This is a genomic window from Luteitalea sp., from assembly GCF_022842525.1.
In the GTDB taxonomy this organism is placed as follows: Bacteria; Acidobacteriota; Vicinamibacteria; order Vicinamibacterales; family Vicinamibacteraceae; genus Luteitalea.
Map to the genome: position 1 here is coordinate 33,317 of NZ_JALHPM010000014.1, position 14,885 is coordinate 48,201.

General features: G+C 68.8%; 16 protein-coding genes. 4 read left to right on the forward strand and 12 right to left on the reverse strand.

The features are described from left to right. Nucleotides 1-17: 17 nt before the first annotated feature. The gene (locus Q0C41_RS04895; RefSeq protein ID WP_291981460.1) at nt 18-374 is read left to right on the forward strand and encodes a PilZ domain-containing protein; all 357 of its coding nucleotides are present in this window, start codon (nt 18-20) and stop codon (nt 372-374) included. Between the two features lie 608 nt (nt 375-982). Here Q0C41_RS04895 and Q0C41_RS04900 read toward each other — a convergent pair. The 4 genes from Q0C41_RS04900 to Q0C41_RS04915 all read right to left on the reverse strand — a co-directional run bounded on the left by Q0C41_RS04900 (nt 983) and on the right by Q0C41_RS04915 (nt 5,140). Further along, nucleotides 983-2,365 (reverse strand): M20/M25/M40 family metallo-hydrolase, encoded by a 1,383-nt coding sequence (locus tag Q0C41_RS04900; RefSeq protein ID WP_291981462.1) that lies wholly within the window; start codon nt 2,363-2,365, stop codon nt 983-985. 31 nt (nt 2,366-2,396) lie between these two features. Then, entirely contained in the window at nt 2,397-2,798 is a 402-nt protein-coding gene (locus Q0C41_RS04905; RefSeq protein WP_291981464.1) for a gamma-glutamylcyclotransferase, read from the reverse strand. A gap of 275 nt (nt 2,799-3,073) precedes the next feature. Further along, complete coding sequence (locus tag Q0C41_RS04910) at nt 3,074-4,120, reverse strand: DUF3352 domain-containing protein (RefSeq protein ID WP_291981465.1); 1,047 nt, start codon at nt 4,118-4,120, stop codon at nt 3,074-3,076. Nucleotides 4,121-4,219: 99 nt separating this feature from the next. Beyond that, a complete protein-coding gene (locus Q0C41_RS04915) occupies nt 4,220-5,140 on the reverse strand; it encodes an ABC transporter permease (protein WP_291981467.1) in 921 nt (306 codons plus the stop codon). 41 nt (nt 5,141-5,181) lie between these two features. Here Q0C41_RS04915 and Q0C41_RS04920 point away from each other — a divergent pair, with 41 nt between their 5' ends. Next, nucleotides 5,182-5,547, forward strand: a complete 366-nt coding sequence (locus Q0C41_RS04920) for a four helix bundle protein (RefSeq protein WP_291981469.1) — start codon at nt 5,182-5,184, stop codon at nt 5,545-5,547. A 70-nt stretch (nt 5,548-5,617) separates the two neighbouring features. Here the strand turns inward: Q0C41_RS04920 and Q0C41_RS04925 are convergent, their stop codons facing one another. From Q0C41_RS04925 to Q0C41_RS04950, 6 genes are all read right to left on the reverse strand, one after another. Continuing rightward, nucleotides 5,618-6,541, reverse strand: coding sequence for an ABC transporter ATP-binding protein (locus tag Q0C41_RS04925; RefSeq protein ID WP_291981471.1), 924 nt, complete (start codon nt 6,539-6,541; stop codon nt 5,618-5,620). Then, nucleotides 6,538-7,380 carry an ABC transporter permease subunit gene (locus Q0C41_RS04930; protein ID WP_291981473.1) on the reverse strand — a complete coding sequence of 281 codons (843 nt, stop codon included), beginning with the start codon at nt 7,378-7,380 and terminating at the stop codon, nt 6,538-6,540. The genes Q0C41_RS04925 and Q0C41_RS04930 overlap by 4 nt, the downstream gene beginning before the upstream one ends. After that, on the reverse strand, nt 7,367-8,314 hold the full coding sequence (locus tag Q0C41_RS04935; protein ID WP_291981474.1) for an ABC transporter ATP-binding protein: 948 nt from the start codon (nt 8,312-8,314) through the stop codon (nt 7,367-7,369). Before Q0C41_RS04935 ends, Q0C41_RS04930 begins: the two co-directional genes overlap by 14 nt. 176 nt (nt 8,315-8,490) lie before the next feature. Next, a complete protein-coding gene (locus Q0C41_RS04940; RefSeq protein ID WP_291981476.1) occupies nt 8,491-9,072 on the reverse strand; it encodes an HDIG domain-containing metalloprotein in 582 nt (193 codons plus the stop codon). Next, nucleotides 9,069-10,562, reverse strand: a complete 1,494-nt coding sequence (locus Q0C41_RS04945; protein WP_291981478.1) for an APC family permease — start codon at nt 10,560-10,562, stop codon at nt 9,069-9,071. The genes Q0C41_RS04940 and Q0C41_RS04945 overlap by 4 nt, the downstream gene beginning before the upstream one ends. 105 nt (nt 10,563-10,667) lie before the next feature. Beyond that, nucleotides 10,668-11,105 (reverse strand): NUDIX hydrolase, encoded by a 438-nt coding sequence (locus Q0C41_RS04950; RefSeq protein WP_291981479.1) that lies wholly within the window; start codon nt 11,103-11,105, stop codon nt 10,668-10,670. A gap of 65 nt (nt 11,106-11,170) precedes the next feature. Between Q0C41_RS04950 and Q0C41_RS04955 the strand changes: the two genes are divergently transcribed. Both Q0C41_RS04955 and Q0C41_RS04960 read left to right on the forward strand, forming a co-directional pair. After that, a complete protein-coding gene (locus Q0C41_RS04955; protein ID WP_291981481.1) occupies nt 11,171-11,533 on the forward strand; it encodes a response regulator in 363 nt (120 codons plus the stop codon). A 15-nt stretch (nt 11,534-11,548) separates the two neighbouring features. Further along, the gene (locus Q0C41_RS04960) at nt 11,549-12,511 is read left to right on the forward strand and encodes a hypothetical protein (protein ID WP_291981483.1); all 963 of its coding nucleotides are present in this window, start codon (nt 11,549-11,551) and stop codon (nt 12,509-12,511) included. 197 nt (nt 12,512-12,708) lie between these two features. On the opposite strand, the gene tsaD is transcribed toward Q0C41_RS04960, so the two are convergent. Together tsaD and mtnA are read right to left on the reverse strand one after the other, a co-directional pair. Then, nucleotides 12,709-13,806, reverse strand: a complete 1,098-nt coding sequence (tsaD, locus tag Q0C41_RS04965; protein ID WP_291981485.1) for a tRNA (adenosine(37)-N6)-threonylcarbamoyltransferase complex transferase subunit TsaD — start codon at nt 13,804-13,806, stop codon at nt 12,709-12,711. After that, nucleotides 13,806-14,873: an S-methyl-5-thioribose-1-phosphate isomerase gene (gene mtnA / locus Q0C41_RS04970; protein WP_291981487.1), complete on the reverse strand. Its 1,068-nt coding sequence runs from the start codon at nt 14,871-14,873 to the stop codon at nt 13,806-13,808. The genes tsaD and mtnA overlap by 1 nt, the downstream gene beginning before the upstream one ends. Nucleotides 14,874-14,885: the final 12 nt, after the last annotated feature.

Consider the following 14,885-nt stretch of genomic DNA (forward strand, 5'->3'; position numbering starts at 1 on the left):
CGGCTCCGACGCGACCCATGGATCAACGCCAGCGCCCCCGTATTCCGATCCCGAACGGCCTCAGCGGCGAGGTCACCGTCTACCGACCGCTGTCGGTGAGCGACCTGTCGCCGCTCGGCGCCCGGGTGGAAACACCCGAGCCCCTGCGGGTGAACTCGGTGCGGGCGTTTCGCCTGAACCTCGGCGAGCAGACCGTCGTGCTCAAGGGCCGCGTCTGCCACGCGAGCGTCCGGGCCCTCGACGACCACCTCGTCGTGTACACCTCGGGCGTCGAGTTCCTCGACGTGCCGCCCCTGGCGCGCATGGCCATCGAGCGGTTCCTCGAGCGCGTCGGCTCGGCCGTGATCACCGCCGAGCACGGCGATATCCACTGAACAATTCAGAATTCAAAATTCAAAATGAAGCGCGGGGCCGGCACCGCCAGGCTCCCGCAGTGCGGGCCGCGGGGTCCGCGGGGTCCGCACCGCTCCGCAATTCAGAATTCAAGATTCAGAATGGAGCGCCGGGCGGGCACCGCCAGGCTCCCTCAGCGGGCCGCAGGCCGCGGAATCCGCACCGCTTCGCCATTCAGAATTCAAGATTCAAGATGAAGCGCGGGGCCGGCAACGCCAGGCTGCCGCAGCGCCGGCCGCAGGACGCGGGGTCCGCACCGCTCAGCAATTCACAATTCAAGATTCAGAATGGAGCGCCGGGCGGGCACCGCCAGGCTCCCTCAGCGGGCCGCAGGCCGCGGAATCCGCACCGCTTCGCCATTCAGAATTCAAGATTCAGAATGGAGCGCGGGGCGGGCACCGCCAGGCTCCCGCAGCGGGTCCGTAGGTCGCGGGGTCCGGACTGGCCTCGCCATTCAGAATCCAAGGTTCAGAAGGAACCGGGGGCGCGCGTTCGTGGCCTCACGTCACTCCGCGGCAGCCTGGCGGAGCCCCGCCCCGCGCTTCATTCTGCATTCTGAATGTCAGTGAAACGCGCCTGAATTCTCGAGCTACTTGACCTTGATGTCGACCGCCGTCCGCGGCGGGTTGACGTAGGCCGAGACCAGGCTCTCGTGGCCGCCCGGCCCGATGGCCGCGACGCCGAACACGTAGTCGTCCACTGACACGTCCGGCAGCACGATCTCGGTGACGTTGCCCACGTGCCGGTCGAACTGCCAGTCGGGTGTCCACGCCTCCCGCCAGAAGATTCGATACCCCACCGCGCCGTCTGCGGCGCGCCAGCGCAGCCGCGCATCGTAGCCGGACGGACTGCGATCCAGCAGCGGAACGCCCCGCTCGGTGGTCACAGCCGGCGCAGCCGGCGCGAGTGCCAGTGACGCGACACTCGCGACGTTGACCTTGGTGTTGCGCGAGAGGTACACCGCGTCGACACCGTCGGGGGTGTCCGCCACGAGATGCTGCCGGCCGAAGTGCTCGTTGGCCTCGCTGAAGCGCACGCCGGCGTAGCCTCGCTGGTTGAATGCCGTGTGGTCGCCGCCGCGCCCGAAGCGGTCGTGCCGCGCGATCAGCCGCACGCGATGCGACGGCACATAGCGCGCCGCGGTCCGCTGGATGTACCGCGCCAGCTGCCGCGACAGCGAATCCTCCGGCCCCTCGGAGAACACCCGGACCGTCTCGGCATCGACGATGCCGTTGCCGCCCCGCGAGTTGCCGACGATGTCGTTGTTGAAGACGGCGTCGATCACGACCTTCTCCGCGCGCGCCCTCTGCGCGTGCAGGTGCGCGCCGACCAGGCCCTGCTCTTCACCGGCGAAGGCGATGAACACGAGCGTCGCGTCGAACTCGAGGCCGCTCTGCGCCAGCACGCGCGCCGCCTCCATCGTCAGCGCCGTGCCGCTGCCATCGTCGTTGGCGCCCGGTGCGGGGATGTCCCCGGCGCTCCAGTCGAAACCGCCGCTGGCCGACGCCGGGCGAGGTGCCGCCCCGCCCGACGCGCTGGGCAGTGACGCGGCAGTCGCCGGGGGCGGCACGGGGCGTGCGACGGTGTCGTAGTGGCCGCTGACGACGATGCGGCGCGCCGTCCGCCCGGGCAGGACGGCGACCACGTTGCGCAGGCGCACGTCCCGCACGATGCGGTCGCCCTGCGCCGGAATCTCGTAGTCGTCGAAGGCCACCTGCAGCCGCGGGCTGGCCGTGCGCCACTGGTCGTGAATCCACTGCGCGGCGGCGCCGATGCCACGGCGCGGGTCGGTCTGGCTCGACAGCGTGTGTCTGGTCTCGAACGCCGCGAGGGCGTCGACGGTCGCCTTCAGACGCTCGGCCGACACCTGCGCCAGGACGGTCTCGACGCGCGGGTCGACGTCCTGCGCCGACACGGGCAGGGCGAGGGTCGCGACGACGAGCGTCGCCATCCAGAGGGAGCGAAGAAGCATGCCGCCCAGCTTATCAGCGGCGCGCGCCGCGCTACCTGACGCGGACGTGCTGCAGGTAGTCGCCGGACGCGATGCGCTGCGCGCCGCCGAGCGGGGCGTTGTAGAAGTAGACCCAGGCGTCGAGCGTCTCGCCTGTGTCGAGTTGCACGGGATAGAGGTGACGCGTGTAGAGGCTCTGATCGATGTGCCCCTCGCGGTAGCCCTCGATCTCGTCGAGCGCGGCCAGGACGCCGGCCGGGTCATCCATCTCGTAGACCTCGCCCCACACGCAGCCCTCCGGGTCCGGAATCGCGGCCGGATAGATGCCGAGATCGAACAGCGAGGCCCGGATGGAGCCGCGCCGGCGATGGCGCAGCTTGCCCTCGATGCCCGCACGTCGACGACGGTCGAAACCCGTCATCAGCGTGCCGTAGAAGAACGCAGCAGTGTTCACGGATGCCTGTGACCGGATCGGGGGCTCGCGAGCTCGACCGCCGACGCGGGAGCGACGGAACCACACCCGACCGCGGCTGAAGTGCCGTCTCCTTGTCGGAGATGACCGAGTGCCGCATGCGAGGCATGCGGATGAGTCGCGGCCGTAAGGCGGCAGCGGGTGCGCCCCGGCTGACGTCTGCGGCGTGTTCGGAATTCGGAGTCTAGCAGAAAAGACGAAGGCCGGACGAGGTTGCCCTCGCCCGGCCCGTGTCATGTCCCGCCGTGCACGGCGCGCTAGTCTTCGGCGCGCTGGTGCAGCTGCTTGAGGTGATCGAGGTGACCGTCGCGGGCGGCGCTCGCCTGCTTGACGATGACGTCGAGCATCTCGGCCGGAAGCGTCATGTGGAGCGCCACACCGTTGCCGGTGCCTTCGATCTGGATGGAGCTCAGCAGCGGCTTGAGCTCGGGCTTGGCGTCCATCTGGAGCCGAGCCAGGGCCAGGATGCCCTGCAGCACCTCGCGCATGTTCTTGCCGGCGTCGGAGTCCTTGCCTTCGGCGCGGAGCGTGGCGGTGAGCCCGCCGTTGAGGTGGCCGGAGGCCGCGACCCACTTGACCTCGGGCAGCTGTGCCATGACCTGCGAGGGCATCTCGTTGCCGTCGGTGTTGACCCCGAAGGCCGTCGGGCGGCCAATCGCCCACACGGTGGAGTTCTGGTCGACGCTTTCCAGCATGCGGACGAACTCGCCGTCGCTGGTGATGCTGGCCGAGCCGTCGCCCTGGCTGCGGTCGATGGCGCCCTTCACCGCGGCGTTGCTGCCGACGATGACGAGGTCGCCACTGACGAGGGCGATGACCGGCGCCTCGCCCTTCTCTTCATGCGCCACGAGCAGGCGCGCGCCCTTGTATTCGGAGAGCTGTCCGCCCTTGCTGGTGACCAGGGCCTCGATCTTGGCGAGGTCGAAGCGGCCGCGCAGGGCGACGAAGCCATTGCCGGGGTGGTCAGTGCCGGCGGCGGTGCCGGGCGAGAGCGAGGCGATGACCGAGTCGATGTCGCGCTCGACGTCGATGCCGGTCTGCTCCTGGAACTCCTGGCGTCCCTTGCCTTCGTTGTCCATCAGCACGTTGAGGCGCTGGCGGAACTCGGAGGCCATCACGCCCTGGACGTTGGCGTAGGCGACGGCCGTGGCGCCGGCCGGCACCAGGGAGAGTTCATCGGGGCCGGCATTGCTCGCAAAGGCTCGCGGCATGCCGCCCATGTAGGCAACGGTGCCGGCAGCAAGGCCGGCGGTGAGGATGGCGGCCGAACCAACGAGGAAGTAACGGGTCTTTGCAGTGCTCATCGGAGTATCACCCCTGTATAGCCACTGTAACGTACGGGGCCAGCCGAAGGTTCCAAGCCGGACCGTTCAGGGTTGGGACGAACAATCCAAATTTCTGAATTACTGCTCCAGCACGTACTCGCGCCGCGTCACGGTGCGCATCGCCAGCCACAAGGTGGCCAGGGTGATGACCGCCAGCCACAGCAGGCTCGTGCTCACCGGTGGGAACTCCCGGAACAGCGACGTCAGCAGGCTGGCCGTGCTGTCGTCGCTCGGCATCGCCTGCGGCACCAGGCCCTGCAGGTAGTAGGCCACCGAGAAGCGGCGCAGGTAGCCCGGGATGAGCAGGATGGCGGGCTCCCAGGCGAAGACGAAGGCCAGGCCGGTCAGCAGGGGCCGCTTGAACTGCGCCCCCACCCAGGCGAAGACCGCGCCGTACGTGGCGAGTCCCAGCACGATGACCACGAGGTCCTTGACCAGGTCCATGAACCCGCCGGCCAGCGACCCACCGGGCCGCGACATGATCAACAGGTAGACCAGCACCACCGACGGCAGCACCACCGCCACCGTGCACACCAGGTACGCCAGGTACTTGCCGAGCAGCACCGCGCCGCGCGGGATGGGCCGCGAGAACAGGTACGTGAGCGTCTTGTCCTCGACCTCGTCGGCCATCAGCGACGTGCCGTAGAACACGGCCAGCACTGGCACGGCGAAGCGCAGGAAGAACACCCACACCATCAGCCCGAAGATGGCCGCACTGCCCACCTGCACACCTTCGATCTCGACACTGCCCCTGGTGGCGAAGAGATCGATGATGCGCACGAGCACCGCAATCAGCAGCGGCCCGCCCACCACCAGCGCCATGAACACCGTGCGCCGCGACCACAGCATCTGGTCGAGCGACAGGTCGAAGATGCGGGCGGCCGCACGCCAGAGGGAGAGGCTCGGGGCCTCGTGGGGCGTCCGCTCCCCTCGGGCACCGGGCACCGGCACGCCGGGAGTCGGGAGTCGGGAGTCGGGAGTCGCCGACGTGGAGGGCATCCCCGTCTCAGCAGGCATGGCCATTGCTCCGTGCGAAGTGGATGGGCATCGTACGCACCTATCAGGACCTCGAGGTATGGCAGGTGGCGATCGAGTTGGCCGTCGAGGTCACTCGGCTCGCCAATCGCTTTCCTGGCAACGAGTTGTACGCACTCGGGCTGCAGTTGCGACGCGCGGCGGTCTCGGTGTCGAGCAACATCGCCGAGGGATACGGACGCTCGACCCGACCGGAGTACGTGCGATTCCTGCGAATCGCCCGTGGGTCGAACGCTGAAGTTTCTTCACTCCTCGTCGTCGCCGAGCGGCTCGGGTACCTCAACGGCGAGACTGCGGCTCGGCCTCGCGAGACGAGTGAGCGCGTCGCCGCGATGCTGACGCGTCTGCTGCAGACACTCGAGGGGAGGTAACCGGCGACGCCGCGGCCCCCCGGCGTTCGGTTGGCAGCCCGACTCCCGACTCCCGACTCCCGACTCCCGCTCACTTGACCAGATACCCGAACACCGCGGCGAGGTTGTCGTCGGGTGAGGTGACCTCGTCGATCTGGCCGAAGTGCTCGGTGGCGGCCAGGGTGGTCAGCTGGGTGTAGAACGTGTCGGGAGCGTCGGTCTCGACCACGAGGGCGTCGCCCTCGAAGCGCAGGCTGCGGACGTAGGGATACGACAGACACTCGCGGGCGAGCTCGCGCGGGTGACGGGCGCGGATGTGCACCGTGTGCGGGTGGTGGTCGATGAGCGCGCGGATGTCGTGCACGTCGCCCTCGGCCAGGATGCGCCCGTTGTTGATGAGGAGCACGTTGCTCGTCATCGCCTCCACCTCGTGGAGGATGTGGCTCGACACCAGCACGCTGCGGCCGTCGCGGGCCCATTCGCGGATGATGCGGATGGTGCGCCGCCGCATGAGCGGGTCCATGCCCGTCAGCGGTTCGTCCAGGATGAGGAGGTCGGGGTCGTGCACGAGCGCCTGCGCGAGCTTGACGCGCTGGCGCATGCCCTTGCTGTAGGCGCCGATCTTCTTGTCGGCCGCCGGCACGAGGTCCACCGCCTCGAGCGCCCGCAACGCGGCGTCCTTCGCCTCGGTGCTCGAGTAGCCGTTCAGGCGCACCAGCGCCGAGACCCACTCGAGCCCCGTCATCCGCTCGTAGAAGCTGTCCTGCTCGGGGCAGAAGCCGATGCGGTTGTAGGCGCCGGGGTTGTTCCAGATCGACTGGCCCAGCACCGTCACGGTGCCCTTGCTCGGCTTGAGCTGCCCGGTGATCAGCTTCATGAACGTCGACTTGCCGGCACCGTTGGGGCCCAGCAGGCCGGTGATGCCGGTCGGGATCGTGACGTTGACGTCGTTGAGGCCGATGACCTGCCCGTACCACTTCGAGACGTGCTCGGCGATGACGATGGGCGTGCTCATGCCACCACCTCCACGCCGCGGACACGCCGTTCGAGCACCGAGGCCGACAGCACCACGACGGCCAGCAGCACGAGGAAGGACACCGCCACCGGCGTCTGGTGCCGGGGCGCCTGACGGAAGATCACGTCTCCGACCTGGTCGAGACTGGCCTGGACGGACACCCACGAGATGGCCGTGCTGCCGGTGATGAAGCGCAGCGCGTTGAACATCGCATCCGAGAAGATCAGCACACCGGCGAACATGATGCCGACGAAGCGACTGCTGCGCGACAGCGACGACAACGCCGTCATGCCGAAGGTGATGACGATGACGGTCAGCAGGCAGTACAGCGTGACCGAGGCGATGAGCGACGTGTTGTCCTTGAGGAACGTGAAGCTGCCCGAGAAGGCGATCTGCAGGATGAGCAGCAGGATCGCCGGCAGCCAGGTGATGGCCAGCAGGAACACCGCCAGCACGCTCATCTTGCCGAGGATGTACTCGGCGCGCGTCACGGGCTTCGAGAGGTAGAGCTGCAGGGCGTTGGCGCGGCGGTCGTTGGCGATGAGGCCGGCGCCGACGTAGATGGTGATCAGGAAGACGAAGATGCCCTGCTGCCCGAGGAAGTCGCGGAACGTCTGCGCGCTCGGCGCCAGGAACGTCGCCGCCTGCGAGAAGTTGGAGGCGAGGAACAACTGGCTGGCGCGGACGACGAACGGGATCCACGCCACGATCAGCAAGCCGAGGAAGGCCTTGCGCGACAGGAACGACATCAGGCCGGCACGGGCGATCACCATCCACGCGCTGCGGACCGGGCGTCGCTCGCCGGCATAGCGCCGGTACGACTGGTCATGAATGGGCACGGCTGCCTCCTCCTTCGATGGCGTCGACGAAGACGTCTTCGAGTGTCGGCACACTCGGCCGCAGGTGCCGGACCTGCACGCCGTGCGTGGATGCCAGCGAGAACACGTCGCGCGCGGTGCGGCCCGCCGGCACCAGCACGCGCATCACGTCGTCGTCGGTGCCGTGCGCCTCGAGGCCCTCGGTGCGCAGCACGTCGACGAAGCGCGGCAGGTCGCCCTTGATGCGCAGTTCGAAGACGCTGCCGCCGGTGCCCTTGAGCGCGGCGATGGGCCCCTGCGTGGCGATGCGCCCCTTGTCCATCACGATGACGTGGTCGCAGGTGTGCTCGACGTCCGGCAGGAGGTGCGACGACAGGATCAGGTTGACCTGCTTGTTGTGCCCGAGGTCGTGGATGAGCGCGAGCATCTCGTCGCGGCCCTTGGGGTCCATGCCGTTGGTCGGCTCGTCGAGGAACAGCAGGTCGGGGTCGTGGACGAGCGCCTGGGCCAGCTTGATCCGCTGCTTCATGCCGGTCGAGTAGGTCTCGACGTTGCGGTACCGCGCCTCGCCGAGGCCGACGTAGTAGAGCACCTCGTGCGCGCGCTGCATCGCGTCGACGGGGGGCAGGCCGGAGAGTTGCCCGCAGTAGGCGACGAAGGTGACCGCATTCATGCCGGGGATGTGGGCGTCGTTCTCGGGCATGTAGCCGATGCGGGCCCGGATCTCCGGCGCCTTGTACCGGACGTCGAGACCGAGCACGTGCATCTGGCCGGTCGTCGGGACGACGAACCCGAGCAGGGCCTTGATCATCGTGCTCTTGCCGGCGCCGTTGGGGCCGAGGAGGCCGACGGCCCCGGCCGGAAACTGCACGGCCACGCCGGCCAGCGCCTGATTCTTCCCGTAGACGACGGTCACATCGTCCAGGGTCACCACGGAAGTAGGGTCAGGGCTCACGGGGTCTCGGGCATCGAAATTCGGGAACAGCGAACCGGAAACCGGGAACCGGCCCCCGGCGCCACAGGTCAACAGGTCTGCGCTTGGCAGGCTACAGGCTACATACGGACCCTGACGAGGTGTGGTTCGCCCGCCTTCGCCAAGGCTTCGGCGGGCCAGGCCCCTCGTCGCCAGGGCTACGTCGTCGGCGTCCCCACCAGTCCGAGGAGGGCCGCGTCCTCCCGGAGTGACTCGATGACATGGGCGATGTGGTCCTCGAGTGGCAACCCGAGCGCCTCGGCGCCGCGGATCAGGTCCTCGCGCGGGACCGCGCGCGCAAACGCCTTGTCCTTCATCCGCTTCTTCACCGACGAGGCCTCGAGGTCCAGGATGCTGCGCGAGGGGCGCACCAGCGCCGCGGCGGTCACGAACCCGGACATCTCGTCGCAGGCATAGAGCACCTTCTCCAGCTGGCTGTCGCGACTCACGCCGCTGTAGTCGGCGTGCGACAGGATGGCGCGGGTCACGACCTCCGGGTACCCGAGCTGCCGCAGGATCTCGACGCCCTTCCAGGGGTGCTCCTCCTGCGAGGGGAACTGCTCGTAGTCGAAGTCGTGCAACAGCGCCGTCACGCTCCACAGGGCCTCGTCTTCCCCGAGGCGCCGGGCATAGCCGCGGACGGCCGCGTCCACCGCGTAGGCATGGCGGCGCAGGCTCTCACCCTGGGTGTACTCGTGCAGCAGGGCGAGGGCGGCATCGCGATCCGGTGTCCAGTTCATGCCCGTCCGCTCCCGCGTGCCAGGAGGTACACCGGCACCCCGGCCAGCACGATCACCAGTCCGGGCCAGGTGGTGGCCGGGCGATAGGCGAACAGCACGAAGAGGATGGCCAGCGCACCGGCGATGTAGAGCGCCGGCACCACCGGGTAGCCGAACGCCTTGTAGGGCCGCGGCGCGTCAGGGCGGGTCACGCGCAGACGGAAGAGCCCGGCGACGGTCAGGGCGTAGAACAGCAGGGCCGCCGAGATCACGTAGTCGAGCAGGTTCGAGTAGAGATTGCCGTAGCGTCCCGTCCCCACGTCGTAGGTGCGCGGCAGCACCAGCAGCACGGCCCAGAGGCCCTGCAGCACCAGCCCGTAGGCAGGGACGCGGGCCGCGTTGAGTTCGCCGGCCCGGCGGAAGAACAGCCCGTCCCTGGCCATCGCGTAGTAGGCGCGGGCACCGGCCAGCACCAGCCCGTTCACGCAGCCGAACGTCGACACCATGATGGCCGCCGCCATGACGCCGGCACCCAGCCCCGGGAACACCGTGTTGATCAACAGCGTCGCCACGCGGTCGGACGGCGCCGACTGGATGGCCTCGAGCGGCAGCGCCACCAGGTACGCGATGTTCGACAACACATAGAGCCCGGTGACGATCACCGTGCCGAGCACCATCGAGAGGGGCAACGTCCGCCGGGGATCCTTGACTTCACCGGCCGTGAAACAGATGTTGTGCCAGGCGTCGGACGAGAACAGCGATCCGGTCTGGGCGATGCCGATGGCGACGAACAGCCCGAACGCACTGACGGCGGTCAGCCCCGGCGCCAGTTCGACCACGCCACGGGGCGACCACAGGTCGCCGAAGTTGGCGCTCACGGCCTCGGCATTCCAGCCGAGGAGCAACCCTGCGCCGATGAGCGCCACCAACGCGCCGGTCTTGGCGGTGGTGAAGATGTTCTGCACCACCTTGCCGTACTCGAGCCCCCGGGTGTTGCTCCAGGTCAGCACGGCGATGAGCACCACCCCGAGCAACTGCGCCGTCGACAGCGACAGCGCGTACCCGGACGTGAGGTGGATGGGCGCGATGAGGTACTGGTCCTCCGCGATCACCGGGAACAACACACCGGTGAACCGCGCGAAGGCCACCGCCACGGCGGCGATGGTGCCGGTCTGGATGACCGTGAACAGCGTCCAGCCGTAGAGGAAGCCCCACAGGGGCGAGAAGGCCTCGCGCAGGAAGATGTACTGCCCACCGGCCCGCGGGATCATCGCGGCCAGTTCGCCGTAGGCCAGTGCGGCTCCGACGGTCAGCAACCCGGTGATCACCCACGCGAGCAGCAGCCATCCCGGGCTGCCGATCAGCCGGGCCATGTCGGCCGAGACGATGAAGATGCCGGAGCCGATCATCGATCCGACGACGACCATGGTGGCGTCGTAGAGGCCGAGTCCGCGCGTGAATTCGCTGTCGAGCCCGGCGTCGCGCGCCTCGGCGGCCGATGGGATCTGCATGAGTCCGGCAATATATCAGGACGGGAACCCGGGAGTCGGGAGTCGGGAGTCGGGAGTCGCAAAGATGCGAAGGAGGCAGAGACGCCTCGCTGAGGCGCGGGATCCCTACCAGCCCCGCGGCATCTCCCTGGCGCGGCGCAGCACCTCGTTCGCCTTGTCGGTCAGCTCATACGGTGCCAGGCCGTCGAAGTGCGCCCACTCCGCGTGCGACACGTCGTCACCCGCCTGGAGCGCCCCGCCCACCGGCACGCAGAGGTAGTCCACCAGCACGAAGTGGTACTTCACGCGGCCGTCCTCATCGTGGAGGATGCGGTCGAACACCTCGATGACGGGGCCCACCCGCACGATCAGGCCGGTCTCCTCCGCCAGTTCACGCGCCACACCGGTTTCGAGCGACTCGCCGACCTCGAGCGTGCCGCCCGGGATGCTCCAGCGCAGCGCCAGCGGCTCGTACTTGCGCTTGATCAGCACGACATGGTCGCCGTCGACGATGACGCCGCCGACGCCGACGATGGGACGGGAGGGGTAGGTGCGCTGCGACACGGATCGGCTGGTACAGCTTAGCCGATGGCACTTCCGCGTATGCTTGCCGCCGAGGTGAGCAGACGATGACGCGCGTGCTGGTGGTGGACGACAACGCCGACTCGGCCGAGAGCCTGTCGCTGCTGGTCGAGTTGATGGGGCATGCGGTGCGGACCGCCCACGACGGCGAGCAGGCCCTCGTGGAAGCCGAGGCGTTCCGCCCGGAAATCGTGCTGATGGACATCGGCATGCCGCGGATGGACGGCTACGAGGCGGCGCGCCGCCTCCGCACGATGCCCTGGGCTGCCACCATCGTCCTGGTCGCGCTGACCGGCTGGGGGCAGGACGAGGACCGCCGGCGCAGCGAAGAGGCGGGGTTCGATCATCATCTGATCAAGCCGGTGGACCCGGCAGCGCTCGAGGCGCTGCTCGGCCCGCCGAGGCCGTAGTCCTCCGAGGCCATCATGCTCGAACTCCTCCTGACCGCGCTGATGTCTCCCGCTCTCCAGGACGTGCCTCCCGTGTACCCCCAGGCCGAACTCGCCAGTCCCCGCGTGCAGTTGACCGTCTACCTGCCCGATGCGCGGGCCGGCTACTACCGCGGGACGCGGTTCGACTGGTCGGGAGCCATCGCCAGCCTGCGGTGGCAGGGGCACGAGTACTTCGGGCCGTGGTTCGACCGGCACGACCCGCTCCTGCACGACGGCATCACGGGCCCGGTCGAGGAGTTCCAGGCCGGGGACTCGTCGGTCGGCTACGCGGAGGCCCCGGTTGGCGGCACGTTCGTCCGCATCGGGGTCGGGCACGTGCGCAAGCCCGACGAGCCGGCCTACCGCCGCTTCAGCACCTACGAGATCGTCGATGGCGGGACGTGGACGGTCGAACGGGGTCCGCAGTCGCTGACGTTCGTCCATACGCTCGCGGAGGGCGGCGGCTACGCCTACGTCTATCGCAAGACCCTGCGGCTGGACGGCGACACGCTGGTCCTGGACCACGCCCTCACCAACACCGGCCGCAAGCGCATCGACACCAGCGTCTACAACCACAACTTCTTCACGCTCGATCGCCAGCCGACGGCGTCACCGATCGTCGTGCGCTTCCCGTTCGAGCCGAAGGCGACCCGCGCCATCGCCCCCCTCGCCGGGATCACCGGCCGCGACCTCCGCTTCAGCCGCGCACTCGCCCCGCGCGAGACGGTGTTCACGGAGATCGACGGCTTCGGCACCACCGCCACGGACTACGACTTCACGCTGCTCCACCAGGACACGAAGGCGGCCGTACGGATTCGGGGCGATCGCCCCCTCACCGCACTGGTCTTCTGGTCGGCCGCGCGCACGGTCTGTCCCGAGCCGTACGTGGACGCCAGCGTGGACCCGGGCAAGACGACCACCTGGCGCATCACCTACGAGTTTCAAGAGGGGCGCTGAGCAAGGGACAAGGGACGAGGGGAGAAGTCACAAGGGCGGCAAGGGACGAGGGACAAGGCGTAGAGGGACAAGGGACAAGGGACAACGGGCACGATGTCAGCGAGCGTCTGGCCGGCACACGTGTCTTGTCCCGTGTCCCTTTGCGTGCCTTGTCCTTGTCCCTCGACTCCCTTGTGACTTGCTCGACGTGTCCCTTGTCACTCGACAAGCATCACCAACCCTGGTTCGGCGTTGAAGTCGAGCGAGCCGCCGCGGTCGCCCGCGTCCCAGCGGCGCAATCCGGCGGCGGCGATCATCGCGGCGTTGTCGGTCGCCAGCGCGACGCTCGGCACGAAGACCGGCACCCCCACGGCGGCACCACGGGCCTCGGCTGCCGCCCGCAGGCCCGCATTGGCGGCCACACCGCCGGCGATGCCGATCGCTCGCGCATCGAACCACTCCGCTGCCCGGAAGGTGCGGTCCAGCAGCGTCTGGATGACGACCCGCTGAAAACTTGCGCAGATGTCGTCGATCTCGGTCTCCGTCAGTGCGCGCGTGCCGCCGCCGGTCGCCAGTTCGACGTGCCGGCGCACCGCCGTCTTCAAGCCGCTGAAACTGAAGTCGGCGCGTCGCTTGAGCGCATCGCCGAAGCCCTCGGGCAGGTGCGTCTGCGGCCCGACGTTACGGTCGTCGTGCGTCAGCTTCGGGATCGGGAAGTTGATGGCGTGCGGATTGCCGCGCGCCGCACGGCGATCGACGATCGGCCCGCCCGGATAGCCGAGGCCCACCAGTTTCGCGACCTTGTCGTACGCCTCCCCCGCCGCATCGTCGCGCGTGCGGCCAACGAGGCGGTACACACCGGGTGAGGGCAGGTGATAGAGGCTCGTGTGGCCACCGGAGACCACGAGGACGATGGCCGGGTACGGCAGTTCGCCGTTGTGCAGCACCAGCGACTCGATGTGGCCGGCCAGGTGGTGCACCGGCAGCACCGGGATGTCACGAGCCGCACCCACGGCCTTGGCGAAGCTGACCCCGACCAGCAGGGATCCGACGAGCCCCGGCCCCTGCGTGACGGCGATCGCATCGATGTCCGTCCACGACGACCGCGCGTCGGCCAGCGCCTGATCGACCACGCCGCAGATGTCGCGCAGATGCTGGCGCGCCGCCAGTTCAGGCACCACGCCGCCCCATTCGCGGTGAATCTCGACCTGCGAGGCGACGACACTCGATCGCAGTTGCCACGGGTGGCCGTCGGCGGCGTCGACGACGGCCGCGGCCGTCTCGTCACAGCTGCTCTCGATGCCGAGGATGCGCATCAGCGCCCCCCGGCCGCGACGGGCGTCTCCTCGAACAGGGCCTTGAGCGACTCGGTGTACGGCGCCCGCGCCACTCCCCGCTCGGTGATGATGCCGGCGATCAGCCGGCTGGGCGTGACGTCGAACGCCGGGTTGTAGACCTTGGCCGCATCGGGCGCGATCTGCGTCGACCCGACGTGCGTCACTTCGCGGCGGTTGCGCTCCTCGATGGGAATGGCATCGCCGTCGAGCGTCCGCATGTCGATGGTCGAGAGCGGCGCCGCGACATAGAACGGCACGCCATGTTCCTTGGCGAGCACGGCGACGGTGTAGGTGCCGATCTTGTTCGCGGCATCGCCGTTGGCCGCGATGCGATCGGCCCCGACGACGATGAAGTTGATGCGCCCCTGGCGCATCAGCACCGCCGCCATGTTGTCGGAGATGACCGTCGTGTCGATGCCGTCGCGCACCAGCTCCCACGCGGTGAGACGTGCGCCCTGCAGGACGGGGCGTGTCTCGTCGGCAAATACGGTGACCGAGCGGCCCTGCTCGATGGCCCCGCGAATCACGCCGAGCGCCGTGCCGTACCCGGCCGTGGCCAGCGCGCCGGCGTTGCAGTGCGTGAGGATGCCGGCCTTCTCGGGCACCAGCGCACCGCCGTGCTGCCCGATGGCGCGGCAGCTGGCCACGTCCTCGTCGTGAATGGCCTGCGCCTCGTCGAGCATCACCTGTCGGAGATCGCCGACGCTGGCGCCGCCGAGCACCTGCCTGGAGAAGACGGCCTTCATGCGGTCGATGGCCCAGAAGAGGTTGACCGCCGTCGGCCGCGTGCCAGCGAGCAGGTCGCAGTCCTTCAGAAACTCGGTGGTGAGCTGCTTGGTGCCGGCCGCCGTGCTGCGGCGCACTCCCAGCGCCAGACCGTACGCGGCGGAGACCCCGATGGCGGGCGCGCCGCGGATGACCATGGTCTTGATGGCCTTGGCGACCTCGCTGGGCGTCTTGCAGGTCAGGTAGACCTCTTTGGTGGGCAGCTTGCGCTGATCCACCATCACCACCGCATCGTCTTGCCAGGCAATCGTCGGAAGCATCGGGCTAGTTTA